Raw genomic sequence first — 25,459 nt, forward strand, 5'->3', positions numbered from 1 at the left:
GCGCGCGACGGGCTCCGGCCTGGTCATCCCGACCGCCTGATCCTCAGCATCTGATCTGCAGTGCTCGTGGTGCAGCTGCTGAGCTGCAGCATCGCTGCGCGAACGGCCGGTTCCCCTCTCGGGGCCGGCCGTTCCGCTGTCCGCTCCTTCTGCTGACTGCCCCTCGGCTGTCCGTCCCGTCGGCTGTCCGTCTGCTCGTCTGCCGGTCCCCGAGTCGGTCCCTGCGGCAAGTGTCTGACCTGCACCGATCCGTGGACGCTGCGGCGTGGGAACCGGGCGCTCGCGTACCGTTCCGTCGTTGTGCCCGTCAGCGGACGGGCACGCGAGCCGCGGCACCTCGTGCCGCCTACGACGAGTCGACGAGCCGCAGTCGCCGACGCGAGGGAGAACAGCCGTGGACACGGATCTGACACGCAATCTCGGGGTGGCGGGCATCGTGCTCATGGTCGTCGCCGCGGCCGCACCCATCACCGTGGTGGTCGCGAACTTCCCGATCATCCTGCTCTCGGCGGGCTCCGTCGGCGCCCCGCTGATGATCCTCGCCGCGACCGTGATCCTGCTGCTGTTCTCGGTGGGCTACACCTGGATGACCCCGCACGTGCCCGACGCCGGCGCGTTCTACGCCTATGTCGATCGCGGGCTCGGCCGCCGGGCGGGCCTCGGCACCGCAGCGATCGCCCTGCTCTCCTACGTGCTGCTCACCGTCTCCATGACCTGCTACCTGGGTGTTCAGGCCGGAAACCTGCTCGCTCTGGGAACGGGGATCGAGGTTCCCTGGTGGCTGATCTCCGGGATCATGATCGCGATCGTCGCCTTCCTCGGCTACCGCAAGATCGACCTCTCCGCGAAGGTCCTCGGCGTGGTGCTGGTGCTCGAGATCCTCGCCGTCCTCGCGATCGACCTCGGGGTGCTGCTGTCCGGTCGGGAGCTGAGCGCCACCCCGTTCAGCCCCGCCGAGGCGCTCTCGGGCGCCCCGGGCCTGGGACTGCTCTTCGCCTTCCTCGGCTTCTTCGGCTTCGAGGCCACCGCCGTGTTCCGCCACGAGGCGAAGGATCCGCTGCGCACCATCCCGCGCGCCACCTACCTCGCCGTGCTGCTGATCGGCGTGCTCTACACGGTCTCCGCCTGGCTGGTCATCTCCGGCCTCGGCGCGGGAACCGCCGTCGAGGCGGCGACCGCGAACCCCGACAGCATCATCGTGGCGCTGACCGGTGAGGTGATCGCCCCGATCATGGCTGATCTTGTCCAGATCCTCGTCGTGACCAGCATGTTCGCGTGCATGCTCGGCTTCCACAACATCGTCACCCGGTACCTGTTCACGCTCGGCCGCCGGGGCGTGCTGCCCACGAGCCTCGGTGCGGCGCACCCCGTCCACCGGGCGCCGTCGCGCGCCTCCCTGTGGGTGAGCGGCGTGACCGTCCTGATCGTGGTGGTCTCGGCCCTCGCCCAGCTCGACCCGGTGGTGGAGATCTACACCTGGTACTCCGGCCTCGGCGCCGTGGGCGTCATCGTGATGATGGCCCTGACGTCCCTCGCCGTGGTGCGCTTCGGGATCACGCACCGGACGGCGCGGGCGCCGGTGCCGGTTCTCGTCCTGGCCGGGCTCGGCGGACTGGGCCTGCTCGTGGTCCTCGCGATCTCGCTGGCGAACTTCCCGCTGCTGGTGGGCGGCACAGTCGCGGCACTGATCTGCGGCGTGATCCTGGTGGTCGTCTTCGTGGCCGGCTGCCTGGACCCGCGGCGCGCGGCCGCGGCCGATGCCTCCGACCGGGAGTCCGCGTCGGCCCCCTGATCATCGGCCGCACCCCGGACGGCGAGCACCGGCGGCACCCCGTGGGGCGCCGCCGGTGGTGTGGGAGCAGGTGACGGGACGCGTCGTCGCGTCACCAGCGATGGGCGACGTCCACGACGATCCGGGAGCCGTTCCCCGGTCCGTCCAGGACGAACGCGCGCATCGGGAGCCGGGCGCGCACGCCCAGGCCGATCGTGGTGGACCCTTCGAAGCTGCCGGCGAAGGCGACCTGCTCGAAGGTGCGGTAACCGTCGACATCGACGGCGGTGTTCGCGGAGGACGGGTCGTAAGTGGCCCGGCCAGCGCTGTCGTACGCGGGAGCGTTGAGGACGATCTGCAGATCGGCGCCGCCGGCGAGGCGCACGGTGGATCCGGATCCGGGGCGGTGGACCGCGGTCACATAGGCCACCGAGTATCCGGTGACGGAGTGGTCGAGGTCGATGACGAGACGGTCATAGCAGTCATGCCGGCCCGTGCGCAGATCATCGAGGTGGGCCGAGGACGTTCCGGCCCGTGATGCGGGAAGGGACCCCCAGGCGATGCCGCAGTACGGCGCGGCATTGGCTGCGAGCGGTGTGGTCAGTCCCAGACCGACGAAGAGCACAAGACTGGCGAGCACGGAGAGCACGCGTTTCATGGCAACCTCTTTCGTGGCCCGGTCGGTGCCACGGCGGCATCGGCCGTATCGCCAGTGTCCGCCTGTGCGGAGCGCCGATCCAGTTGCCCGACGGTAATGACCACGTGATCGTGATCTGCCTCTGACCAGCATTTTCTGGTCGTGTGGCCGAAGAGGACGAGAGGGGACGTCGTATCGCCTCAGGGCTGGGGCATCCCGGTCATCGGCCCCTGCTGCGGGGAATGCCGGTCCAGGAACTCGAGCATCGCGACCCGGTCCACCCCCGTGAAGGTGCCCGAGGGCATCGCGGCGAGCAGGGAGGCGTGCAGGCGCGCCACCGGCCACACGCTGCCCTGCCAACGATCCTCGGCAGCCGGCTCGGGCTCGCGGCAGCACTCCTGGTCGGGGCACGAGGACGCGAACCGACGGGTGGTCTCGCGGCCCCGGAACCAGCGGGTGTGCTCGAAGCGGGTGCCCACCGAGATGGAGAACTCCCCGCCGGGCCCGGGCTCGATGTGGGAGGTGCACCAGTAGGTGCCGCCGGGCTTGTCGGTGTACTGGCAGTAGGGGCTCATGCGGTCCTCGCTCTGGAAGACCTGGCGGGCGCTCCACCAGCGGCACACCAGCTGCCCCTCCACGGCGCCCAGCGCATCCGTCGGGAAGCGCACCTCGTCGTTCTGGTAGGCCTTGACGATCGCGCCGCTGAAGTGGGTCTTCAGGAAGTGCACGGGCAGATCGAGGTGGCGGGTGACGAGGTTCGTGAAGCGGTGGGCCGCGATCTCGTAGCTCACGGAGAACTCATCGCGCAGGTCCTCCACGGACAGCTCGCGCTGGGCCTTCGCGGCGCGCAGGAAGTCCACGGCCCCCGCCTCCGGCAGCAGCATGGCGCTGGCCAGGTAGTTGACCTCGACGCGCTGTCGCAGCAGCTCGCCGTAGTCGGCGGGCTCCTCCTCGCCGAGCACATGGGCGGCGATCGCCTGCAGCACTGTGGTGCGGGGGTCGGTGGCGCTGCGCTCGAGCGGAAGGTAGATGCGCATGTTCTCGGCGTCGGTGATGCTGCGGGTGGAGTGGGGCAGGTCGCCCACCGAGTGCAGGCTGAAGCCGAGCTCCGCGGCCAGCAGCGAGACCTTGCGATGGGAGAGCGGTCCGCCGCGATGGTCGATCCGCGCCAGCAGATCCCGGGCGGTCGCCTCGAGCTCTGGATAGTAGTTGCCCGAGCGGGACTGCTCCTCGCGCAGCTGCCCGTTCACGCGCCGCGCCTCCTCGGGCGTCGCGGCGCGCTCGCGGTGCAGACGCTCGAGCTCGTCGTGGAGGCGCAGGATCGTCTCTATCGCGGCATCGCTGAGCGAGCGGCGCACGGGCAGGTCCGGCAGCTCCAGCCCCTGGTACAGAGCGCCGGCCTGCGCCTTCTCCAGAGAGATCTCCAGCGCGGCGCGGCGGGACGGGGCCTCCTGCCGCAGCAGGTCCTCCACCTCGACCCCGAGCACGCGGGCGATGCGCCGCAGCTCCCCGAGCCGCAGCTCGCGCCGTCCGTTCTCGATGACGGAGAGCTGGGAGGGGGCCCGCTCGAGCGCCTCGGCGAGCTCGCGCAGGGACAGGCCCCGCTCGAGCCGACGGGCGCGGATGCGGCGGCCGATGGTGAGGCGGTCGGAGGAGTCGTCGTGATCCACGTCGTCGTGTGCCATGGCGGAAAGGATGCCACGTCGGAAGTTCTCCGTGCCAGAAATATGGCAGAAGTTCTTCCTCCGAGCCCCTTCGGATCGGGGAATCCAGGCTCCAGAGTGTGAGGACCCGACGAAGTTCGCCGGGACCGCTCGACCCTTTCGGTCGGACGTGGAGCAGCAGAGGAGTCCACCATGGAGCAGTTCACCCGCCGCACCGGTGACCAGAGCATCACGGCCGCGGAGCTCGCCGCCGAGTGGGATCTCGATCCCCGGTGGCGCGATGTGCGTCGCGACCACACCGCGGAGGACGTCGTGGCCCTCGCCGGCCCGGTGCGCGAGGAGCACACCCTGGCCCGCCGCGGCGCGGAGTCGCTGTGGGATCTCGTCCAGCAGAACACGGAGGACCCCGGCAGCTGGGTGCGCGCCCTGGGCGCCCTCACCGGGAACCAGGCCGTGCAGCAGGTGAGGGCGGGACTGAAGGCCATCTACCTCTCCGGCTGGCAGGTCGCGGCCGATGCGAACCTCTCCGGCAAGACCTACCCGGACCAGTCCCTCTACCCGGTCAACTCCGTCCCCGCCGTCGTGCGCCGGATCAACAGCGCCCTGCTCCGGGCGGCCCAGATCGAGCACGCGGAGACCGGCGCCACGAGCCGGGACTGGACCGCACCGATCGTCGCGGATGCGGAGGCAGGCTTCGGCGGACCCCTGAACGCCTACGAGCTCATGCTCTCGATGATCGAGGCGGGAGCCGCCGGCGTGCACTGGGAGGACCAGCTGGCCAGCGAGAAGAAATGCGGCCACATGGGCGGCAAGGTCCTGGTCCCCACCTCCCATCACGTGCGCACCCTCGGGGCGGCCCGGCTCGCGGCCGACGTGGCAGGAACACCCACGGTGATCATCGCCCGCACCGACGCCCTCGCGGCGACCCTGCTGACCAGCGACGTCGACGAGCGGGACCGGGAGTTCCTCACCGGGGAGCGCACCGCGGAGGGCTTCTACGAGGTGCGTCCGGGCATCGATGCGGTGATCTCCCGCGGCCTGGCCTACGCGGAGTACGCGGATCTGCTGTGGGTCGAGTCCGCGGAGCCGGATCTCGAGCTGGCCCGCACCTTCGCCGAGCGCATCCACCGCGACTTCCCGAACCAGAAGCTCGCCTACAACTGCTCGCCGAGCTTCAACTGGAAGCGCCACCTCGACGACGCCCAGATCGCGCGCTTCCAGCGCGAGCTGGCCGCCATGGGGTACGCCTTCCAGTTCATCACCCTGGCCGGCTTCCACTCGCTCAACCACGCGATGTTCGAGCTGGCCAGCGGGTACGAGACGAGCCAGATGTCCGCGTTCGTCGAACTGCAGGAGGCGGAGTTCGCCTCTGCGGCCTCCGGTTTCACCGCCCATCGCCACCAGGCCGAGGTGGGCACGGGGTACTTCGACCGGGTCTCCACCGCGCTGAACCCGAGCAGCAGCACCCTCGCCCTCGCCGGCTCCACCGAGACCGCCCAGTTCCACTGATCCGTCGAGCGCACCGAGCGCAGCGACCACACCGACTGCACCGGCTGCGCTGACCACCCCGTCCTCTGCGACCGCACCGAGCAAGGAGCATCCGATGACCCTCACCCAGGACACTCGACCCACCCGACCCCACCAGACCGCTCAGACCGACCGATCGGACCCGACCCGACCCGGTCCGTCGGCCGAGCGAGGCACCCTGGAGGTGCTCGGCGCGATGTCCGAGCGCTTCGAGGAGATCCTCACCCCGGCGGCCCTCGACTTCGTCGCCGGCCTGCACGACCTCTTCCACTGCGAGCGTCACCGGCTGCTGCAGGCGAGGACCCTGCGCCGCGAGTCGATCGCCGCCGGGGCCATGTTCGACTTCCTCCCCACCACCGCCGCCGTGCGCGAGGATCCCGAGTGGACCGTCGCCGGTAGCGGCCCCGGCCTCGAGGACCGTCGGGTGGAGATCACCGGCCCCACCGACCGCAGGATGACGGTCAACGCGATGAACTCCGGGGCCCGGGTGTGGCTCGCCGACCACGAGGACGCACTCAGCCCCACCTGGGAGAACATCATCGGCGGGCAGGTGAACCTGCACGACGCGATCCGCCGGCAGATCGACTTCGTCTCCGAGCAGGGCAAGGAGTACCGCTTGGGCGAGGAGACCCCGACCATCGTGCTGCGGCCCCGCGGTTGGCACCTCGATGAGGCACATCTGCGGTACACCGGCGCGCGCGGCCGCAGCGGCCGGGCCATCGCGGCCCTCGTGGACTTCGGGCTCTACGCCTTCCACAACGCCCGCGAGCTCGTCGAGCGCGGCGCGGGCCCCTACTTCTACCTGCCCAAGCTCGAGTCCCATCTCGAGGCGCGGCTGTGGGACGAGGTGTTCACGCACACGGAGCAGCACCTGGACCTCCCGCACGGCACCATCCGCGCCACCGTGCTCATCGAGACGCTGCCGGCGGCGTTCGAGATGGAGGAGATCCTCTACGAGCTGCGCGACCACTGCGCCGGGCTGAACGCCGGCCGCTGGGACTACCTGTTCAGCATCATCAAGATGTTCCGCGACCGGGGACGGCGGCGGGTGCTGCCGGACCGCTCGGAGCTGACGATGACCGTGCCGTTCATGCGGGCGTACACGGAGCTGCTGGTGAGCACCTGCCATCGCCGCGGCGCCCACGCGATCGGCGGGATGAGCGCGTTCATCCCCGACCGCCGGGATCCGGAGGTGACGCGGCAGGCCCTGGAGATGGTCTCCGACGACAAGCGTCGGGAGGCGACCGACGGCTTCGACGGCACCTGGGTGGCCCATCCCGACCTGGTCCCCGCGGCGCAGGCGGAGTTCGACGCGGTGCTCGGAGAGGCTCCCCACCAGCTGCACCAGCTCCGGGAGGACGTCGCCGTGACCGCCGCGGACCTGCTGGACACGCACGTGGAGGGAGGCCGCATCACGGAGGCGGGGGTCCGCCAGAACGTGCGGGTGGCGATGCGCTACCTCGACAGCTGGCTGCGCGGTCAGGGGGCCGCGGCGATCGACCACCTCATGGAGGATGCGGCGACCGCCGAGATCTCCCGCTCCCAGCTGTGGCAGTGGATCAACCAGGGCATGCTCACCGAGCGGGGCATGCCGGTGGTGGCCGAGAAGGTCGAGTACCTCATCGAGCAGTGCGCCGAGGAGATGTCCCGTGAGGAGGGCAGCCGGGCGCAGGACGCCGCGGCGCTGCTGAGCGAGGCCGTGCTCGGAGAGACGTTCCCGGCCTTCCTCACGACCGCCGCGTACGAGCTCCAGCTCCGGTGAGCCGGGGGCGCGGAGGGACCGCGGGGACAGCATGCCTGGCGGTCCCTCGTGTCGTCTCACGCACCGCGGACCCGGTCCAGGAAGCGACGGTGGAACCGGGTCTCCCCGGTGGACTCCGGATGGAACGCCACTCCCAGCAGGTTCCCCTGCTCGGCGGCGACGACCCGGCCGTCGGGGAGGGAGGCGAGCGCCGTCGCGTCGGGCCCGAGCTGCTCGATCACCGGGGCGCGGATGAAGGCGGCCCGCACCGTCGGCGCCCCGAGCTCGGGCACCTCGAGGTCCGCCTCGAAGGACTCCACCTGGCCGCCGAAAGCATTGCGTCGCACGGTCGCATCGAGGCCGCCGAACGTCTCCTGACCAGCGATCCCGTCGGCCAGACGGTCCGCGAGCAGGATCAGCCCGGCGCAGGTCCCCAGCACCGGGAGCCCGCCCGCAATCGCTGCACGCAGCGGGCCCTGGAGCTCGAACGCCCGGGAGAGCTTGTCGATCACCGTCGACTCCCCGCCGGGCAGGACGAGACCGTCGAGGCCGACGAGCTCGCCCGGACGCCGCACGAGCTCGACCTGGGCGCCCAGCGCGGTCAGCACCCGGGCGTGCTCGCGCACGTCGCCCTGCAGCGACAGGATGCCGACGCGGAGCGCGGTGGTCACCAGCCGCGCTCGGCCAGGCGGTGCGGGGCGGGGAGATCAGCCACGTTGATGCCGACCATCGCCTCGCCCAGCCCGCGAGAGGCCTCGGCGATCACCGAGGGGTCGTCGTGGAAGGTGGTCGCCTTGACGATCGCCGCGGCCCGCTGCTCGGGGTTGCCGGACTTGAAGATCCCGGAGCCGACGAAGACGCCGTCGGCCCCCAGCTGCATCATCATCGCGGCATCCGCCGGGGTCGCGACGCCGCCTGCGGTGAACAGCACCACCGGTAGGGCACCGGTCTCGGCGACCTCCTTGACCAGCGAGTACGGGGCCTGCAGCTCCTTGGCGGCGAGGTACAGCTCGTCCTCGCTCTTCGCCGCCAGCTCCCGGATCTGGGCGGTGATGGTGCGGATGTGCTTGGTGGCCTCGGAGACGTCGCCGGTGCCGGCCTCGCCCTTGGAGCGGATCATGGCGGCACCCTCGGTGATGCGGCGCAGGGCCTCGCCGAGGTTGGTCGCGCCGCACACGAAGGGCACGGTGAAGCGCTGCTTGTCGATGTGGTGGACGTAGTCGGCGGGGGAGAGCACCTCGGACTCGTCGATGTAGTCCACCCCGAGCTCCTGGAGGATCTGCGCCTCGACGAAGTGGCCGATGCGGGCCTTCGCCATCACCGGGATCGAGACGGTCTCGATGATGCTGTCGATCATGTCGGGGTCGCTCATGCGGGAAACCCCGCCCTGGGCGCGGATATCCGCCGGGACCCGCTCGAGGGCCATGACCGCGACGGCGCCGGCATCCTCGGCGATCTTCGCCTGCTCGGCGGTGACGACATCCATGATGACGCCGCCCTTCAGCATGTCCGCGAGTCCGCGCTTGACGGTTCCGGTGCCGGTGGTGGGGGTGCCCGCGGTGGGGGTGCTGTTCATGGGGTGTCCTTGTCGCTCGCGCGGCGCGGGCCGACGGCATCGAACACGTCGGCCCTCCCTGCACCACATTGACCTAGGCCAAAAAGTAGCACGGCATGGGTCATGGTGCGATGAGTGTCCGTGGGGGATCGCCGTACCCGCCTAGACTCGACCGGGTGAGCAACGACGATGAACTGGTGATCAGCGGCGGGACCGCCGTGGAGATCGCCGACAGCGTGCGGGCGCTCGTGGACCGCGGCGAGCTGGCCCCGGGGCAGAGCCTGCCCTCCGTGCGGGCCCTCGCCGAGCAGCTGCAGGTCAACCGCAACACCGCCGTGGCCGCCTACCGGAACCTCGCCCGCTCCGGCGTGGTCGTCTCCCAGGGGCGCGCCGGCACCCGCGTCGCGCAGCGGGCCGCCGTGGCGCAGGAGGGCTTCGCCGCCGCCGGGTCCCTCCGGGACGTCGGCACGGGCAACCCCGATCCGCGCCTGATCCCGGACCTCGCACCGGCGCTGGCCGCCGCCGCGGGCCGCCCGGTGCTCTACGGGGAGCCCGTGATCGACCGCGATCTCGAGCAGTGGGCCCGGGACTGGATGACACCGGACGCCCCGGGGGACCCTGCCGACGTGCGGCTCACCCTGACCAGCGGCGCCGTCGACGCCGTGGAGCGGCTGCTCGCCCAGGCGCTCATGCGGGACGATGCCGTGGCCCTCGAGGATCCGTGCTTCCTGGCCAGCATCCACATCGCTCGCCTCGGCGGGTACCGGGCGGTGCCGGTCCCGGTCGACGCCGACGGGATGACCGTCGAGGGCCTGCGTTCCGCGCTGGAGCAGGGAGTGCGCGCCGTCGTGTGCACCCCGCGCGCCCAGAACCCCACCGGGGCCTCGCTCAGCGAGCAGCGCGCCGCCCAGCTGCGAGAGGTGCTCGACGAGCATCCTTACGTGCTGGTCATCCAGGACGACTACTACTCCTACCTCTCCCAGCGGCCCTTCCACTCGATCATCGGTCCGGATCATCGGCGCTGGGCGCTGCTGCGATCGGTCTCGAAGTTCGTGGGCCCCGACATGTGCCTGGCCGTGACCGCCACCGACCCCGACACTGCGGGCCGGCTCGCGCAGCGGCTCAGCCCCGGCACCACCTGGGTGAGCCATCTGCTGCAGCGGATCACCCACGCCGTGATGCGCGACCCCGATTCCCTGGCGCTCATCGGCCGCGCCGGCGCCCACTACGCCGCGCGGAACGCGAGCTTCGCCGCCCGCCTCACCGCGCTGGGCCTGCCGGTCGAGGCCGGCGACGGGATGAGCCTGTGGGTGCCCGTCCCGGCCCCGGCCCGTGAGGTCGCCGAGCGGCTCATGCGGCGGGGGTGGCTCGTGCGCACCGGGGACGACTTCCGGCTCGCGCCCGACGCCGACCTCTCGCGCCACCTGCGGCTCACCGTGCACGACCTCTCCGGGGAGGACGCCGAGGCGCTCGCCGCAGACGTCGCCGCCGCGGCCCGCGAAGCGGTTTGAGGGTGGAATCCTCCTCGCGGTGAGCCAGGCCACACGCTAAGGTCCTCGGCATGCTGGATTCGCTGACCCGCACCCGTCTCTCGGCCATGATGTTCCTCGAGTTCTTCGTGTGGGGCGCCTGGTTCGTCACCCTCGGGACCTACCTCGCCAGCGATCTCGAGGCGACGGGCAGCCAGATCGCGCTCGCCTTCCTCACTCAGAGCCTCGGCGCGATCCTCGCCCCCTTCATCGTGGGCCTGATCGCCGATCGCTTCTTCGCCGCCCAGCGCATCCTCGGCGTGCTGCACCTGTTCAGCGCGGTGATGCTGTTCCTCGCCGGGCGCCAGGAGGACTTCGGCGCCTTCTTCGTCTTCGCCCTGCTCGCGATGGTGTCCTTCATGCCCACCCTGGCGCTCGCGAACTCGATCTCCTTCCGCCGCATGGAGAGCCCGGAGCGGCAGTTCCCCAGCGTGCGCGTGTTCGGCACGATCGGCTGGATCATCGCGGGCCTGCTCATCGGCTGGCTCGGCTGGGAGACCGGCGGGGCGCTCTCGAACACCTTCGCCATGGCCGCGATCGGCTCGGCGCTGCTGGGCGTCTACGCCTTCACCCTCCCGCACACCCCGCCGGAGCCGAGCGAGGGTCCCGCCACCGTGCGCGACATCCTGGGCCTCGATGCGCTAGCGCTGCTGAAGTCCCGCTCCTACCTGGTCTTCTTCGTCGCGTCGATCCTCATCTGCATCCCGTTGGCGTTCTACTACAACTTCACCAACCTCTACCTCAACGAGATCGGGGTGCCGAGGGCCGCCGCGGTGCAGTCCCTCGGCCAGCTCTCCGAGGCCGGGTTCCTGCTGCTCATGCCGCTCATGCTGAGGAAGCTCGGCGTGAAGAAGACCCTGCTCATCGGCATGCTGGCCTGGGCCGCGCGCTACGCGATGTTCGCCGTCGGCGACTCCGGCTCCCTGCTGTGGCTCGTGGTGATCGGGCTGCTGCTGCACGGTGTCTGCTACGACTTCTTCTTCGTCGCCGGGCAGATCTACACCGACCGCTTCGCCCCGGCGCGGGTGCGCTCGGCCGCGCAGGGCCTCATCTCCCTGGCCACCTACGGCGTGGGTCTGCTGATCGGCTCGTTGATCTCCGGGCCGATCGTGGACGCCTTCCTCGCCGCCGACGGCACGCACGACTGGATCCCGATCTGGCTGGTGCCGGCCGCGCTCGCGCTGCTGGTCGCGATCTTCTTCGGGAGCATGTTCCGGGAGCAGCAGACGGCCGACGCGATCGATGGGGGCGGCGGGGCTGGCAGGGCCGACGTCGCGGCGTAGGCGCCGGGTCCGAGATCAGAGCTCGCGGATCACCCGGGCGGGGTTGCCGACGGCGACCACGTTCGCCGGGATGTCCTTCGTGACCACGGTGGATGCCCCGATGACTGAGTTGTCGCCGATGCTCACGCCGGGCAGCACGGTGACCCCGCCGCCGAGCCACACGTTGTCCCCGATCGTGATCGGCTCGGCGCGCTCCAGGCCCTCCCGCCGGGGCCCCGGGTCGGTGGGGTGGATCGGCGTGAGCAGCTGGACGTTCGGGCCGATCTGGCAGTCGTCGCCGATGGAGATCGTCGCGACATCGGCCGCCGTGAGGTAGTAGTTCACGAAGGTGCGCGCGCCGAGGGTGACGTTGCTGCCGTAGTCCAGGGAGATCGGTGGTCGCACGACGACACCTTCGCCCACCTCGCCCAGGAGCTCCTCGAGCAGGTCACGGGCCTCCGGGGCGTCATCGAGCCACGCCCGGTGGTAGCGATCCGCGCGCTGGGCGGCCTCCAGCTGGAGCGCCCCCAGCTCCTCGTCGGAGATGTACCAGTCGCCCGCGAGCATGCGTTCGCGCTGGATGCGGGGGTCGGCCGGCTCGGGAGTGCTGCTCATGCCAGCGAGGGTAGTGGGCCTCAGACCACGCAGAACTCGTTCCCCTCAGGGTCCGCCATGACGACGTGGTCCGGCCCGTCGGGCCCGTCGTGCCGCTGGAGGACCCTCGCACCCAGGCCGGTGAGGCGCTCGACCTCCGCGGCGACCCGCGGCCACCGCTGATCCCACGGGACCTGTCGGCCGCCGCCGGCCTGGACGTCCAGGTGGAGGCGGTTCTTGACCGTCTTCTCCTCGGGCACCCGCAGGAAGGAGAGTGGGGGCGCCGCGCCCGTCGGATCGTGGAGGTAGGCCCCGTCGTCCCATTCGTCCTCAGGCACCTCATAGGCGATCAGCCACGCCTGCCAGCTGTCGTAGCCGGCCGGCACCGGGGCGGGCTCATAGCCGAGCGCCTCCGACCAGAAGCGTGCCAGCACGGTGGGGGAGGAGCAGTCGATCGTGAGCTTCCAGGGGGAGGCCATGTCGGTCCCTTCGTCGGGTGGCGCGAGCATAGGCGGCCGGGCCGACCTTCCTGCCGCCGCGCCGTTCCGGCGGGCGTCTCGACCGCTGGCGACCCTTGACACCGCCCGGGACTCCGGGAAGGATTACGAAAACCGCTTTCGTAAATAGGGTCCGTCCAGCCCGGAAGGTTGACCATGACCATGTCGTCACCACCCGTCGCGCCAGTGCGCGTCGGTGTCATCGGAACGGGCGGCATCTCGCGCGCCCACACCCCGGGATGGCTGGAGATCGGTGCCGAGCTGCACTGCTTCAGCCTCGACGGGGCGACGGAGTATGCCGAGCAGTTCGGGGCCACCGTCCACGCGACCCTCGAGGAGCTTCTGGCCGCGGTCGACGTCGTGGGCGTCTGCACTCCCACCGCCGTGCACGCCGAGATCGTCCACCAGGCGCTCGACGCCGGCAAGGACGTCGTGTGCGAGAAGCCGCTCGCGCTCACCACCGAAGATGCCCGCGCCGTCGTCGAGCATGCCGACCGTGCAGGCCGTCGCCTGTTCCCGGCGCACGTGGTGCGGTTCTTCCCGCAGTACGCCGCGGCCCGGGCCGCCGTCGAGGCCGGCAGGATCGGGCAGATCGCGGTGCTCCGCTTCGAGCGCACCGGATCCTTCCCCACGCAGCCCTGGTTCGCCGACGAATCGCAGTCCGGCGGCATCATCATGGACCAGATGATCCACGACATCGACCAGGCGATCTGGTTCGCCGGGCCCGTCGAGCGGGTCTACGCCCAGCAGTCGATCTCCAGCTCGACCGACACCGTGCGCACCGCCCACGTCGTGCTCACCCACACCGGCGGCGCCATCAGCCACTGCCGCGGCCTGTGGGGCGCGCCCGGCACCACCTTCCGGTACACCTTCGACCTCGCCGGGGGCGCGGGCCGACTGCAGTACGACTCCGCGGGTGACCCGGGCGTCGTCTTCGACGAGGTCGCCACCGAGCAGCAGGCCGCCGGAGACGGCTTCCTGCCCGACGTGAGCGGCATGCGCAGCCCCTACGCCGAGGAGATCCTCGAGTTCGCGGCCGCCCTCCGCTCCGGAACCCCCACCCGGGTCAGCGCGGCCGACGGCGCATACGCCGTCGAGGTCTCCCGCGCCGCCCTCGAGTCCCTGCGCACCGGACGGAGCATCACATGCTGACCGCAACGCCCTCCACGGGCACGCTGAAGATCGCCCTCATGAGCTGCGCGCACACCCACGCCGGGGCGTATGCCGCCCGGCTCGAGCCGCGCGCCGACATCGACCTGGTGGTCGCCGATCCCGACGGGTTCGGCGACGTGCACGGGGTGAGTGTCGTCGGCTCCTACGACGAGGCGTGGAACGCCTGGCCCGAGGGGCCCGACGCGATCGTCGTGACCAGCGCGAACGCTCACCACAAGGATCTCGTGCTCGAGGCCGCCCGTCGCGGTGTGCACGTGCTGTGCGAGAAGCCGCTGGCCACGACCGTCGCCGACGCCGAGGCCATGGTCGCCGCGTGCGCCGAGGCCGGCGTGGTGCTCATGACCGCCTTCCCGGTGCACTTCGCCCCGGCGGTGGAGACCCTGCGCGCCGCCGTGGCCGACGGCGCCCTCGGCGAGGTCATCGGCATCACCGGCACCAACAACGGCAAGCTGCCCGACACCCGTGCCTGGTTCACCGACGTGGAGCTCGCCGGCGGCGGATCCCTCGTGGACCACACCGTGCACATCGCCGAGATCCTCGACTCGATGGTCGGCCCGCCCACGACCGTGCACGCCACCACCAACCGCATCCTCTGGGCGGATCGGGCCGGAGCGGGCGCCGAGACCGGCGGGCTCGTCACCCTGACCTACGACTCGGGTCTGGTCGCGACCATCGACTGCTCCTGGTCGCAGCCGGCCGACGCCCCCACCTGGGGCGGCCTGCGGATCCAGGCCGTCGGCACCGGCGGGCAGCTCCAGGTCGACGCCTTCGCCGAGCACGTCGGCGGGCACGGCCAGTGGCTGCCCTACGGCGTGGATTCCGACGCGGCTCTGCTCGAGGCGTTCCTCGGGGCCGTGCGGGCGGGCCAGGCCGTGGAGCCCTCGGGCGACGTGGGCCTGCGCACGGTGCGCGTGGTCGCAGCGGCGCAGGAGTCGGTGCGCACCGGGCAGCCCGTGGAGCTGGCGCGCGCCTGAGGCTCTGCGCCCCGGATCCCCGGATGCCCAGCCGTCGGCGTCGTCGGCTGGGTATCCTATGGGAAATCGGGACTGCCGCTGCGTGGGTTCGGCCGTTGACGTTCGGACCTCCGCGCACGAAGGGAATCATCAGATGGCCATCAGACGACAGGTGCTGCGCGACGAGGTCGAGGAGCTGATCCTCCAGCGTCTGCTCGAGTCCCGGTGGGCGCCGGGTTCCCGCCTGAGCATCGACGGACTGGCCCGCGACCTCGAGGTCTCACCCACCCCGGTGCGCGAGGCGATGGTGTCCCTCGAGCGCTCCGGCCTGGTCGAGTACGTCGCGCTGCGCGGGTACGTCGTCGCCCCGATGCTGGACGTCGAGCAGATCACCGAGCTCCTGGAGGCGCGCAAGATCATCGAGCTCGCCGTGCTGGATCGTGCCTTCGAGCACTGGGACGAGCTGCTCGTGGACCTCGAGGCGGCGCAGGCCCATCATGCCGAGATCATCGAACGCATCGACAAGGCCGGCGAGGTCTCCTACGAGCTGGTCCATGAGCATTTCCAGGCGGACTGGGGCTTCCACCAGACGCTCTACAAGCATGCGGACAACCGCTACCTGGCTCAGATGTTCGAGAGCCTGAGCACCCACACCCACCGCATGCGCCAGACCTGGGAGGGCGGGCCGCTCCAGCTCGACGCCCGCGAGGCGTACGAGGAGCACGGCGCGATCCTGGCGAAGGTGCGTCAGCATCATCACGACGCGGCGCTCAAGGCGCTCTCCGACCACCTCGACGCGGTGCTCGTGAGGTCGATCCAGACCAGCGAGGAGGAGGCGCAGGCCTCCCAAGCCCCCGCCTGACCTGCAGCGGTCTCCTCAGGGTGTCGTCGGCTGGTGCCGGCAGCCGTCGGCGTCAGCGGTCCTCGAACGGGTCCGCACCGGGATCTGGCAGGCGCCGCTTGAGGAACTCGGAGTGGACGTCGAGCGAGCGGGTGACTCCGGCGACGACAGCGTGCTCGATGCGGTCCAGCTCATCGCCGAGCGCCGCCAGCTGCCGGTCGATGCTCTGCAGGTTCTCCAGCGCCTTCTCCCGGGCCTCGCCGGTGACGGGGGACAGGAAGCCGACGGTGTCCTCCAGGGCGTGCACCAGGTCGGGGACGTACCGGGCGGCCATCCCCTCCAGCATCAGCATGTCCTCGTCGGAGGACCGGCGGGACTGCAGGGCGGCGGACCCCACCAGGGCGTTGATCCGCTGCAGCAGCACCTCGGCGCGGTTCAGCACGGGCTTGACCGCCGGTCCGGGCCGGCTGCGACGCATCCGGGAGAGCCGTCGTCGTTCGTGCTTGGTGGAGCGCACGATCTTCTCGAGCGCGGTGCGGGTCCCGGCAGGCAGCTCGGCGGCGCCGCTCAGCCGCACCGGCTTCTGCGGCCGGTTGCGCAGCAGGAAGGCCGTGCCGCCGCCGACGACGACGCCGACTCCCAGGCCGGCCAGCAGCGGGGCCAACAGGCCCGCGCCCCCGATGAGGCTGCTCACCCCGAGCACCATGAAGCTGCTGATGCCGAAGGTGCCGCCGAGCACGGACGGCACGACGGTGGTGAGCCAGCGGCCGCGCCGACGAGGCAGGGCCATCGCCGTGGAGAACGGGGCGTGGACGGTTCCCACCAGCGGTGGTCCACCGGCCGGGCTCCACGGAGGTCGGCCGCCCGCGCCCGGAGTCCAGGCCGCATCCCTGTTCCCGGGCAGGTACCGGTTGCGGGGCATGCGGCCCCGCCGGTCGCGGTGAGCACTGGTCCTGATCTGCTCGCTCATGGGCACCCCCAGGCCTGTCGTGGGACTGAGCTGACGTCAGCGGCGGCGGGGACGGCGGGCGGGACCCTCGTGGAGGGCCCGCGTGCAGGGCCCTGCTCGGGCTCCGGCGTCGTCTCTCGTCACCGACTGCCCTCAGGGTATCGCCGGACCCCGGACAGGGCCTGGGGGTCATCCCCCGACTTCCCGGGGGCGCGGTGCTCAGGCTCCGGCGTGCGCCTCAGCGATGCGGAGCAGCTCGAGGTAGCCCTCGAGCTGCCAGGCGGTGCGGCCGACGAACAGGCCGGTCACATGGTCGATCCGGAGCAGATCCGCGGCGTTGTCGAGGTTCACGGAGCCGCCGAAGAGGATCCCGGCGACCTTCCCGGTGTACTGCGCGCCGAGCGCGGCGAAGGGCTCGATCAGCTCCTCGACGGTCGCCGGGCGGCCCTTCTCGCCGATCGCCCAGATCGGCTCGTAGGCGATGACCACGCGCGAGAGCTCCTCGGCGCTGAGCCCGTCCAGCGCTCCGGCGGCCTGGTCCAGGATGAACGCCGAGGAGCCGCCGGCATCCTTCACCTCGAGGCTCTCGCCGATGCACAGCAGGGGCGTGAGGCCATGGCGCAGGGCCGCGGCGACCTTCAGCCGCGTGGTCTCCACGGTCTCGCCGAAGTGCTCACGACGCTCGGAGTGCCCGATCTCGACGATCTGCGCACCGGCATCCTTCGCCTGCGGCACGGACACCTCGCCGGTCCAGGCACCGGCGTCCTCCCAGTGGGCGTTCTGCACCCCGAGCAGCACGGGGGAGTCCTCGCCGAGGACCTCGCGCACCGACGTGGTCGCGGTGAAAGACGGGATGACGAACGGCTGCACGCCGCCGGGTGCCGCGCCGTCCAGCTGGTCACGCAGGCCCTCGGCCCACGCGCGACCTTCCGCCAGCGTCTTCGTCATCTTCCAGCTGGTGCCGATCCACAACGTGCTCATGACGGATCCTTCCGTGTCGTGCGTGGCCGTGTCGTGCGTGGGGTGCTCCGGTTCCCCGCGCCTTCCCCGCGCCACGCGAGCGGTGCGCGGCGCGGGGGCGGCCCGGGATGCCCGGGCGGGGTGGGTCAGGCCTTCTCGAGGGAGCCGTCGTAGGCGCAGATGGCGTCGACCTTCGCCGCGGAGGAGGACTCCGGGTCGAACTCGAGGTCGAGCCACACCTTCACGAGCTCCTGGGCGGCCTGCAGACCGATCACGCGCTGGCCCATGCACAGCACCTGCGCGTTGTTGGAGAGCACGGAGCGCTGCACGGAGTAGAGGTCGTGCGCGGTCACGGCGCGGATGCCGGGGACCTTGTTGGCTGCGATCGCGACGCCGAGGCCGGTGCCGCAGACCAGCAGCGCCCGGTCCGCCTCGCCCGCGGCGACCTTCTCCGCGGCCGCGACGGCGACGTTGGGGTAGAAGGTGCCGTCATCGGCCGAGCCGACGCCGACGTCGAGGACCGACTCGACGCGGTCGTCGGCCTCGAGCAGGGCCTTGAACTCTTCCTTGTAGCCGTAGCCGGCGTTGTCGCCGCCGACGATGATCTTCAGTGCCATGGGGGATCTCCTTCGAGTGGTGAGGTGGGGTGGTTCCAGGATGTCAGGCCAGGTGCTGCCCGAGCTCGGTCATGAGGATCGAGAACGAGATCGCACCGGGGTCGGGGGTGCCGAGGGACTTGTCGCCCAGCACACGGGCGCGGCCGAGGCTCGCGGTGATGTCGGCGGTGGCGTCGGCCGCAGCGCGGGCCACGCCGGCGGCGGACAGGATCGCCGCGGAGGCGTTATCGCCGGTGAACGCGTCAGCGAGGGCGGCGCGGAAGGGGATGGCGGCGTCGACCATGGTCTTGTCGCCCTCCGTCGCCCCACCCAGGCGCAGCACCGCGTCGATGCCCGCGTCGACCGCCTCGACGATCGTGCGCGGCGAGCTGCCGGCGTCGTCGGCGAAGGAGCTCGCGGCGGCGATCAGCGCGCCGCCCCACAGGGCGCCGGAGGTGCCACCGGCGGATTCGGACCAGGCCTCGCCGGCGCGGACCAGCAGGGTGCGGGCCCCGGCGCCGTCGGCGAGAGCGGTCTTCGCGGCGGCCGCGGCGCCCTTGGTGCCGTACGCCATGCCCTGACCGTGGTCGCCGTCGCCCGCGATCGCGTCGATCCGGCCCAGCTCGGCCTCCTCGCGGACGCAGACGGCCTCGAACAGGTCGAGCACGCCGGCGATCCTGGTCGCGACCTCGCGGGACTCCTCGGTGGACTCGGGGGTCTCGTCGGCCCCGGCCTCCCAGAAGGTGTCCCGGCGGGGGCGGTCCGCGGCCGGCATCGCGCCGCGGTGGAAGGCGGGGGTGTCGACGGGGGCCAGCCAGTGCTGCTCGAGCTCGTCGTCGAGGAACACCAGGCTCAGGGACAGCCCGGCCATGTCGAGGCTGGTGATGAACTCGCCGACCTCGGGGCGCACCGGCGTGATGCCGGCGGCCTCGAGCAGCTCGGCGACCTTCGCGTAGACCACGAAGAGCTCCTCGTACTTCACCGTGCCCAGGCCGTTGACGATCACGGCGGCGCGGCCCTGGTAACCGTCGGTCGTGCGCTCGGGCTGCTCGGCGAGGACGCCCTCGACCAGCAGCGCGGCGATCTCGTCGGCCGATCCGATCGGTTCGTCGCGCACACCGGGCTCGCCGTGGATGCCCAGACCCACGCCCATCTGCCCGTCGGTGACATGGAACAGCGCCTCGGGGGCGCCGGGGAGGGTGCAGCCGTCGAAGGCGACGCCGAAGGAGCGCGTGGCGTCGTTGGCCTTCCAGGCGATGCGCTCCGCTTCGTCGAGATCCGCGCCGGCCTCGATCGCGGCGCCGGCGATCTTGAAGACCGGCAGGTCACCGGCGATGCCGCGACGGTCGCGATGGTTCTCCGGGGTGTTGGAGACGATGTCATCGCTGACCTTGATGATGCGCACGTCGATGCCCTCGGCGCGCAGCTTCTCCGCGGCCGCCCCGAAGTGGAGGACGTCGCCGGCGTAGTTGCCGAAGCCGAGCACCACGCCGCCGCCGTTCTCGGCGTTGCGGGCCACCGAGTACACCTGCGAGGCCGACGGGGAGGCGAAGATGTTGCCGCACGGGGCGCCGTGGCCCATGCCGGGACCGACCCAGCCGGCGAAGGCGGGATAGTGGCCCGAGCCGCCGCCGATCACCAGGGCGGGCTGGCCCTGCGGGGTCGCGGTCGAACGCACCACGCCGCCGTGCACGACGGCGATGTGGTCGGGGTGGGACAGGGCGAGGCCGCGGACCGCATCGGTCGCGAAGTCGGCGGGGTCATTGAAGAGATACGTCATCGGTGAGATTCCTCCACGGGGGCGTCCGAATCGGGGGACCGGCGGCGCGCAGTCGGTGTCGAACAGGCGGGGTCGATGTCCCCGTCGTCCCCACGATCCTATAGGAACTGTTCCGGAGCGCGTGAACGCCACCACCGACGCACCCGTCGGTCCAGATGCAGAGTGGATGCACATCGTGTGCGCGAATGCCTTCACATCATCGGGATTGATCCTATAGGATCGACGGCAACGAGACGTCACGAGGAAAGAGGACAAGGATGTTCACAGCGGAGAACTGGCCCATCGGAGCCAACATGCTGTCGTTCGGCAGCACCACGCCGGACGGCACCCCCACCCTGGAGGCCTCCTCTTCCGTCTGGGCCTCCCAGCTGCGTCAGGTCAAGGCGCTCGGCGTCGACCAGATCGACCCCACCGACGCCTGGCTGCCGCTCGCGAAGCTCTCCGACGAGCGCGTCGAGGAGTTCCGCAGCGTGCTCGACGGGGAAGGTATGACCCTCTCCTCGATCTCCATGACCCGCAACTCGGTCGTGGACGTGAAGAACGGCGAGCAGAACGTGGCCGACGCGCTGCGCTTCATCGACCTCGCCCCCAGCTTCGGCGTGAGCGTGGTCAACACCGGCTTCATGCAGGCCACCACCGAGGCCCAGCAGAAGGCCATCTGGTTCTGGCTGGCCGACGGCCACGTCGACGACCCGGCGCTGCGCGACCTCGCCATCGAGCGGATCCGCACCCTCGGCGACGCCGCCCGCGACCAGGGCATCGAGGTCAGCCTCGAGATGTACGAGGACACCTACGTCGGCACTGCCGATGAGGCCGTCGCCTTCGTCAAGGACGTGGGCCACGAGTCCGTGGGCCTGAACCCGGACATCGGCAACCTCGTGCGCCTGCACCGCGAGGTCGAGCCGTGGGCCGACATGTTCGAGAAGGTGCTGCCGCACTCGAACTTCTGGCACATCAAGAACTACACGCGGGATCTCGATCCGGCCACCGGCGCGTACTCCTCGGCCCCGATGCCGCTGAAGTACGGCTACATCAACTACCGCCAGGTGATCCTCCGTGCCCTCGAGCTCGGCTACTCCGGCCCGTTCTGCTGCGAGCACTACGGCTCCGACTCCCTCGGCGTCATCGCCGAGAACGTGCAGTACATCCGTCAGGTGCTGGCCTCGGCCCTCGCCTGATCACCGCTCCACCGTCACACCGCTTCACTGCAATACCGCTCCACCACCTCACCCCGAGTTCGAAGGAGAACCCGCATGTCCCTCGAGATCACCCGCATCCAGCCCTTCCCCGATGAGCGCACCGCGATCGTCACCGGCGCCGGCGCCGAGCGCGGCATCGGCCGCAAGGTCGCCCGCAAGCTCGTGGCCGATGGCTGGAGCGTCGTCGCCGCCGATATCGATGGTGCCGCCGTCGAGAAGTTCGCCGCGGACCTCGCCGCCGAGAGCGGCGCCACGGTCATCGGCGTCGGCGTCGACATCTCCGACCAGGCCGCCGTGGATGCCGCCTTCGCGCGCGTCGACGCCGAGATGCCCCCGGTCGCCGCCCTGGTGAACCTTGCCGGCATCCCCAGCCCCCATTCGATCTTCGAGATCACCTCGGACATCTGGGACAAGGTCATGAACGTCAACGGCAAGGGCACCCTGCTGATGATCCAGGCCGCGGCGAAGCGCATGATCGACGGCGGCTTCGGCGGTCGCATCGTGAACACCGCGTCCATCACCGCGCTCGACGGCGGCGGCACGTTCTCCAAGACCGGCTACGCCGCGGCGAAGGCCGCCGTGCAGGGCCTCACCCGCGGCGCGGCCCGCGAGCTCGGCCAGTACGGCATCACGGCGAACGTGATCCTGCCCGGCCCGATCGACACCGACATCATGGGCGGCACGCTCACGGACGACCGCAAGGCCGGCATGAGCGAGAACATCCCGCTGCAGCGCGTGGGCCAGCCCGAGGAGGTCGCCGGCCTGATCGCGTTCCTGGTCAGCGAGGACTCCAGCTTCGTCAGCGGCACGTCGATCAACGTCGACGGCGGCAAGCACATGCACTGAGGGACCCGTCGGCCCCGGGGCGACCACCCCGGGGCCGCACCTCGTGCACCGTCGCACAGCAGGACAGCAGGACAGCAGGACAGCAGGACAGCAGGACAGCAAGACAGCAGGACAGCAGGACCAGCCATTCCGACTCGAAGGAGAGACCCCTTGGCCGACTCGACACTTTCCGGCGCCCTCGAATTCGCGAAGATGCTCGCCGCGGGCGGCTTCCGCCTGGACCCGATGGAATCCGCCCCCTCCATCGAGGACATCCGGCAGCTCGCGAAGAAGCGCCTCCCCACCATGGCCTTCGACATCGTCGACGGGGCCTCCAACCACGAGATCACCCTCGACGCGAACACCCGCGACCTGCGCGAGGTGCGCTTCCGCCCGCGCTGGCTGACCGACATCTCCACGATCGACATCTGCACCTCCGTCGACGGCATGGACCTGCAGCGTCCCTATGTGCTCGGGCCGCTGGGCCTGCAGCGCATGATCGGCGGTGAGGGCGAGCTGGGTGCGGTGCGCGCGGCCGGGAAGGCGAACATCCCCTTCACCATCTCCACCGCCTCGAACTGGGCGATGGAGGAGCTCGCGGACGAGGCCACCGGCCCGCTGTGGTACCAGCTGTACATGTACAAGAGCCCCAAGATCGTCTCGAACCTGATCTCCCGGGCGAAGGCCATCGGCGCCGAGGCGCTCGTGGTCACCGTCGACGTGCCGCTGAACGGCAAGCGCTACCGCGACCACCGCAACGGCATGTCGATCCCCCCGAAGATCACCCCGCGCAACGCCGTGCAGGCGGTGCGCTACCTCAACTGGACCCGCGCGATCATGAAGCCCCCGACGATCGGCTTCCGCAACCTCGCCGGCGAGGTCCAGGGCAACAACGCCGTCTCCCACCAGGAGTTCGTGAAGCGGTACCTCACGAACCTCACCCTGACCTGGGCGGACATCGAGGACGTGCGGCGTCAGTGGGACGGCCCGGTGTACATCAAGGGCATCCTCACCCCCGAGGACGCCCAGCGCGCCCGGAACGTCGGCGCGCAGGGCATCTACGTCTCCAACCACGGCGGCCGCCAGCTCGACTCGACGCCCAGCACCATCAGCGTGCTGCCCTCGATCGTCGACGCCGTGGGCGAGGACATGACCGTCGTGTTCGACTCCGGCGTGCGCACCGGTGACGACATCGCCAAGGCCCTCGCCGTGGGCGCGGACCTGGTCTCCATCGGCCGGGCCTGGGGCTACGGCAACGCCGCGGGCGGCGAGAAGGGCGTGCTGCGCGTGCTCGACATCCTCGACGAGGAGCTCGAGCTCGCCATGGGTCAGCTCGGCGCCACCAGCATCGGCGCGCTGGATCGTGGCTTCGTGGACTACCCCGAGGCCTGGCACGGCGCCGGCCTGCACCGCGAGCCGGAATCCGGCACGACGGCCGACGGGAACGCCCGATGAGCGCCCCCTGGAAGCTCGCCGTCACCGCGGACTACTCCGAGGCGGACGGCTCCACCATCTACGGTGACATCGGCCTGGGCACGCTCGCCGAGCAGGGCATCGAATGGTCCCGGGTCGAGGTCCCGATCAGCCCCGGGGCGCTCGAGGGCTTCGACGCCGTGCTGCTGCTCAGCGGCACCCCCTTCGGCGCCGCGCAGCTCGAGGGCGTCACCACGCTCACGCACGTGGCCCGCTTCGGCGCCGGCTTCGACTCCGTGGACCTGGAGGCCTGCGACGCCGCCGGGATCACCGTCACCAACGCCCCCACCGGGCTGCGGGTGCCGATGGCCCACACCGCGCTGACCTTCCTGTTCGCCCTCGCCCACAACCTGCTGCCCAAGGATCGCCTGGTCCGCGAGGCGGACTGGGACCGCAAGGCCGAGTACCGGGGCCCCGGCCTGGCCACCGCGACCATCGGCATGATCGGCCTGGGCGGGATCGGCCAGGAGACGGTGCGCCAGCTGCGCGCCCTGGACCTCGAGGTCATCGCCTGGAACCGGTCGCCCCGCCCGGAGTTCTGCGCCGAGGTCGGCGTGGAGCAGCTCGAGCTCGACGAGGTGATCGCGCGCAGCGACTACCTCATCGTCACGGTCGCCGCGAACTCCCAGACCCGCCACCTCATCGGCGCCCCGGAGCTGGCCCAGATGAAGGACTCCGCGTTCCTCATCAACATCGCCCGCGGCGCCGTGGTCGACGAGCCGGCCCTGATCACCGCCCTGCAGGACGGCACGATCGCGGGGGCCGGGCTCGACGTCTTCGAGGTCGAGCCGCTCCCGGCCGGCAGCCCCCTGCTCGCGCTGGAGAACGTGGTGCTCGCCCCGCACTCGCTGTGCTGGACGAAGGACTTCGCCGAGTACACCGGCGCCGAGGTGCTCGCGGAGGTCACGGCCGTCGCATGCGGCCAGGCGCCGCGCAACGTCGTGAACGCCCCGCAGGCGTCGGCCGACGGGTCGAGCGGGGCAACCGGGACGACCTCTTCGAGCGGGGCCGACGGGGCACCGGCGTCGGCCGCCGGAACGCGCGGATGACCGAGCGCTCCGCGGCCGACGAGGCCCGCATCGTCGGCCTGACCACTGTCGTCACCGGCGCTGCGTCCGCGCGCGGCATCGGACGCGGCGTGACGCTGACCCTCGCCCGGCAGGGCCGTCCGCTCGCCCTGCTCGACCTCGACGAGGCCGGGCTCGTCAGCGCGGCCGACGAGGCGCGCGCGGCGGGCTCGCCCTACGTCGTCACGGCGAGGGTCGACATCGCCGACCAGGTCTCGGTCGACGCCGCGATCACCGCCGTCGAGCAGGACCCCGGCGCCCCGGCGATCGGCGCGCTCGTGTGCAGCGCGGGCATCGCGAACCCCACCCCGTTCCTCGAGATGACCAGCGAGAACTTCCTGCGCACCCTCTCGATCAACACCCTGGGCACCTTCCACCTCGCCCAGCGCGTGCTGCCCGCGATGCTCGCGCAGGGCCTGGGCCGGATCGTCGCCATGAGCTCGACCGCCGCGCAGGACGGCGGCGGGAACTTCTCGACCTTCGCCTATGCAGCCTCCAAGGCGGGCGTCGAGGGCCTGATCCGGGGCCTCGCGAAGGAGGTCGCCGGCACCGGCGTCACCACCGCCGCGATCGCCCCGGCCAACATCGACACCGACATCATGGGCGGACCCCTCGAGGGGGAGCGCCGCGAGCAGTTCGTGGCCCGCACCCCCGTGGGCCGGCTGGGCACCACCGAGGAGCTCGGCGAGCTGGTCGCCTTCCTCGTGGGCCCGCACGGCGGCTTCACCACAGGAGCGACCTACAACCTCAACGGCGGCCTGCGCGTCGGCTGACCCGGGCCCTGAGCCCTGAGACCCGCGACCTGCGACCTGAGACCTGCGACCTGCGACCTGCGACCTGCGATTTCTGGCTGCCGGCCGGATGCA

23 protein-coding genes are annotated in these 25,459 nt (G+C 71.1%); 13 read left to right on the forward strand and 10 right to left on the reverse strand.

The genetic code is table 11. The features are described from left to right. The first annotated feature begins 394 nt into the window (after positions 1-394). Positions 395-1,792 (forward strand): APC family permease, encoded by a 1,398-nt coding sequence (locus ACT3T5_RS13530; protein WP_193117671.1) that lies wholly within the window; start codon positions 395-397, stop codon positions 1,790-1,792. A gap of 91 nt (positions 1,793-1,883) precedes the next feature. Here ACT3T5_RS13530 and ACT3T5_RS13535 read toward each other — a convergent pair whose 3' ends face one another. Together ACT3T5_RS13535 and ACT3T5_RS13540 are read right to left on the reverse strand one after the other, a co-directional pair. Beyond that, the gene (locus ACT3T5_RS13535) at positions 1,884-2,429 is read right to left on the reverse strand and encodes an AMIN-like domain-containing (lipo)protein (RefSeq protein WP_193117670.1); all 546 of its coding nucleotides are present in this window, start codon (positions 2,427-2,429) and stop codon (positions 1,884-1,886) included. Between the two features lie 179 nt (positions 2,430-2,608). Then, positions 2,609-4,093 (reverse strand): helix-turn-helix domain-containing protein, encoded by a 1,485-nt coding sequence (locus ACT3T5_RS13540; protein ID WP_444594588.1) that lies wholly within the window; start codon positions 4,091-4,093, stop codon positions 2,609-2,611. A gap of 171 nt (positions 4,094-4,264) precedes the next feature. Between ACT3T5_RS13540 and aceA the strand changes: the two genes are divergently transcribed. Beyond that, on the forward strand, positions 4,265-5,581 hold the full coding sequence (gene aceA, locus ACT3T5_RS13545; RefSeq protein WP_193117668.1) for an isocitrate lyase: 1,317 nt from the start codon (positions 4,265-4,267) through the stop codon (positions 5,579-5,581). Between the two features lie 94 nt (positions 5,582-5,675). Beyond that, complete coding sequence (aceB, locus tag ACT3T5_RS13550; protein ID WP_443416619.1) at positions 5,676-7,361, forward strand: malate synthase A; 1,686 nt, start codon at positions 5,676-5,678, stop codon at positions 7,359-7,361. 56 nt (positions 7,362-7,417) lie between these two features. Here aceB and pdxT read toward each other — a convergent pair whose 3' ends face one another. Further along, on the reverse strand, positions 7,418-8,011 hold the full coding sequence (gene pdxT, locus ACT3T5_RS13555; protein ID WP_443416618.1) for a pyridoxal 5'-phosphate synthase glutaminase subunit PdxT: 594 nt from the start codon (positions 8,009-8,011) through the stop codon (positions 7,418-7,420). After that, positions 8,008-8,916, reverse strand: coding sequence for a pyridoxal 5'-phosphate synthase lyase subunit PdxS (pdxS, locus tag ACT3T5_RS13560; protein ID WP_444594589.1), 909 nt, complete (start codon positions 8,914-8,916; stop codon positions 8,008-8,010). The genes pdxT and pdxS overlap by 4 nt, the downstream gene beginning before the upstream one ends. Positions 8,917-9,071: 155 nt before the next feature. Between pdxS and ACT3T5_RS13565 the strand changes: the two genes are divergently transcribed. Both ACT3T5_RS13565 and ACT3T5_RS13570 read left to right on the forward strand, forming a co-directional pair. Continuing rightward, on the forward strand, positions 9,072-10,406 hold the full coding sequence (locus tag ACT3T5_RS13565) for an aminotransferase class I/II-fold pyridoxal phosphate-dependent enzyme (RefSeq protein WP_444594590.1): 1,335 nt from the start codon (positions 9,072-9,074) through the stop codon (positions 10,404-10,406). A gap of 50 nt (positions 10,407-10,456) precedes the next feature. Continuing rightward, positions 10,457-11,707, forward strand: coding sequence for a nucleoside permease (locus ACT3T5_RS13570; RefSeq protein ID WP_444594591.1), 1,251 nt, complete (start codon positions 10,457-10,459; stop codon positions 11,705-11,707). 15 nt (positions 11,708-11,722) lie between these two features. Here ACT3T5_RS13570 and ACT3T5_RS13575 read toward each other — a convergent pair whose 3' ends face one another. Next, positions 11,723-12,301 (reverse strand): sugar O-acetyltransferase, encoded by a 579-nt coding sequence (locus tag ACT3T5_RS13575; protein ID WP_444594592.1) that lies wholly within the window; start codon positions 12,299-12,301, stop codon positions 11,723-11,725. Positions 12,302-12,321: 20 nt separating this feature from the next. Next, entirely contained in the window at positions 12,322-12,759 is a 438-nt protein-coding gene (locus ACT3T5_RS13580) for a VOC family protein (RefSeq protein WP_443416615.1), read from the reverse strand. A 180-nt stretch (positions 12,760-12,939) separates the two neighbouring features. Between ACT3T5_RS13580 and ACT3T5_RS13585 the strand changes: the two genes are divergently transcribed. From ACT3T5_RS13585 to ACT3T5_RS13595, 3 genes are all read left to right on the forward strand, one after another. After that, on the forward strand, positions 12,940-13,929 hold the full coding sequence (locus ACT3T5_RS13585; protein WP_444594593.1) for a Gfo/Idh/MocA family protein: 990 nt from the start codon (positions 12,940-12,942) through the stop codon (positions 13,927-13,929). After that, a complete protein-coding gene (locus tag ACT3T5_RS13590; protein ID WP_443416613.1) occupies positions 13,923-14,924 on the forward strand; it encodes a Gfo/Idh/MocA family protein in 1,002 nt (333 codons plus the stop codon). Before ACT3T5_RS13585 ends, ACT3T5_RS13590 begins: the two co-directional genes overlap by 7 nt. Before the next feature lie 133 nt (positions 14,925-15,057). Beyond that, on the forward strand, positions 15,058-15,765 hold the full coding sequence (locus ACT3T5_RS13595; protein WP_443416612.1) for a GntR family transcriptional regulator: 708 nt from the start codon (positions 15,058-15,060) through the stop codon (positions 15,763-15,765). Between the two features lie 52 nt (positions 15,766-15,817). On the opposite strand, the gene ACT3T5_RS13600 is transcribed toward ACT3T5_RS13595, so the two are convergent. The 4 genes from ACT3T5_RS13600 to ACT3T5_RS13615 form a co-directional block, all read right to left on the reverse strand. Beyond that, positions 15,818-16,714, reverse strand: coding sequence for a hypothetical protein (locus tag ACT3T5_RS13600; RefSeq protein WP_443416611.1), 897 nt, complete (start codon positions 16,712-16,714; stop codon positions 15,818-15,820). A gap of 198 nt (positions 16,715-16,912) precedes the next feature. Then, positions 16,913-17,674 carry a triose-phosphate isomerase gene (locus tag ACT3T5_RS13605; protein ID WP_443416610.1) on the reverse strand — a complete coding sequence of 254 codons (762 nt, stop codon included), beginning with the start codon at positions 17,672-17,674 and terminating at the stop codon, positions 16,913-16,915. Positions 17,675-17,799: 125 nt separating this feature from the next. Continuing rightward, positions 17,800-18,270, reverse strand: a complete 471-nt coding sequence (locus ACT3T5_RS13610) for a ribose-5-phosphate isomerase (protein WP_444594594.1) — start codon at positions 18,268-18,270, stop codon at positions 17,800-17,802. 43 nt (positions 18,271-18,313) lie between these two features. Beyond that, entirely contained in the window at positions 18,314-20,029 is a 1,716-nt protein-coding gene (locus tag ACT3T5_RS13615; RefSeq protein ID WP_444594595.1) for a dihydroxyacetone kinase family protein, read from the reverse strand. A 257-nt stretch (positions 20,030-20,286) separates the two neighbouring features. Here ACT3T5_RS13615 and ACT3T5_RS13620 point away from each other — a divergent pair, with 257 nt between their 5' ends. The 5 genes from ACT3T5_RS13620 (at position 20,287) to ACT3T5_RS13640 (ending at position 25,366) form a co-directional block, all read left to right on the forward strand. Further along, positions 20,287-21,207, forward strand: a complete 921-nt coding sequence (locus tag ACT3T5_RS13620) for a sugar phosphate isomerase/epimerase family protein (RefSeq protein WP_444577492.1) — start codon at positions 20,287-20,289, stop codon at positions 21,205-21,207. Positions 21,208-21,282: 75 nt separating this feature from the next. Continuing rightward, positions 21,283-22,074 (forward strand): SDR family NAD(P)-dependent oxidoreductase, encoded by a 792-nt coding sequence (locus ACT3T5_RS13625; protein ID WP_444594596.1) that lies wholly within the window; start codon positions 21,283-21,285, stop codon positions 22,072-22,074. A 150-nt stretch (positions 22,075-22,224) separates the two neighbouring features. Next, the gene (locus tag ACT3T5_RS13630; protein WP_444594597.1) at positions 22,225-23,508 is read left to right on the forward strand and encodes an alpha-hydroxy acid oxidase; all 1,284 of its coding nucleotides are present in this window, start codon (positions 22,225-22,227) and stop codon (positions 23,506-23,508) included. Next, entirely contained in the window at positions 23,505-24,575 is a 1,071-nt protein-coding gene (locus ACT3T5_RS13635; protein ID WP_444594598.1) for an NAD(P)-dependent oxidoreductase, read from the forward strand. The genes ACT3T5_RS13630 and ACT3T5_RS13635 overlap by 4 nt, the downstream gene beginning before the upstream one ends. After that, positions 24,572-25,366: an SDR family NAD(P)-dependent oxidoreductase gene (locus ACT3T5_RS13640; protein ID WP_444594599.1), complete on the forward strand. Its 795-nt coding sequence runs from the start codon at positions 24,572-24,574 to the stop codon at positions 25,364-25,366. The genes ACT3T5_RS13635 and ACT3T5_RS13640 overlap by 4 nt, the downstream gene beginning before the upstream one ends. Positions 25,367-25,459: the final 93 nt, after the last annotated feature.

This window comes from Brachybacterium sp. AOP3-A1-3, assembly GCF_052378285.1.
In the GTDB taxonomy this organism is placed as follows: Bacteria; Actinomycetota; Actinomycetes; order Actinomycetales; family Dermabacteraceae; genus Brachybacterium.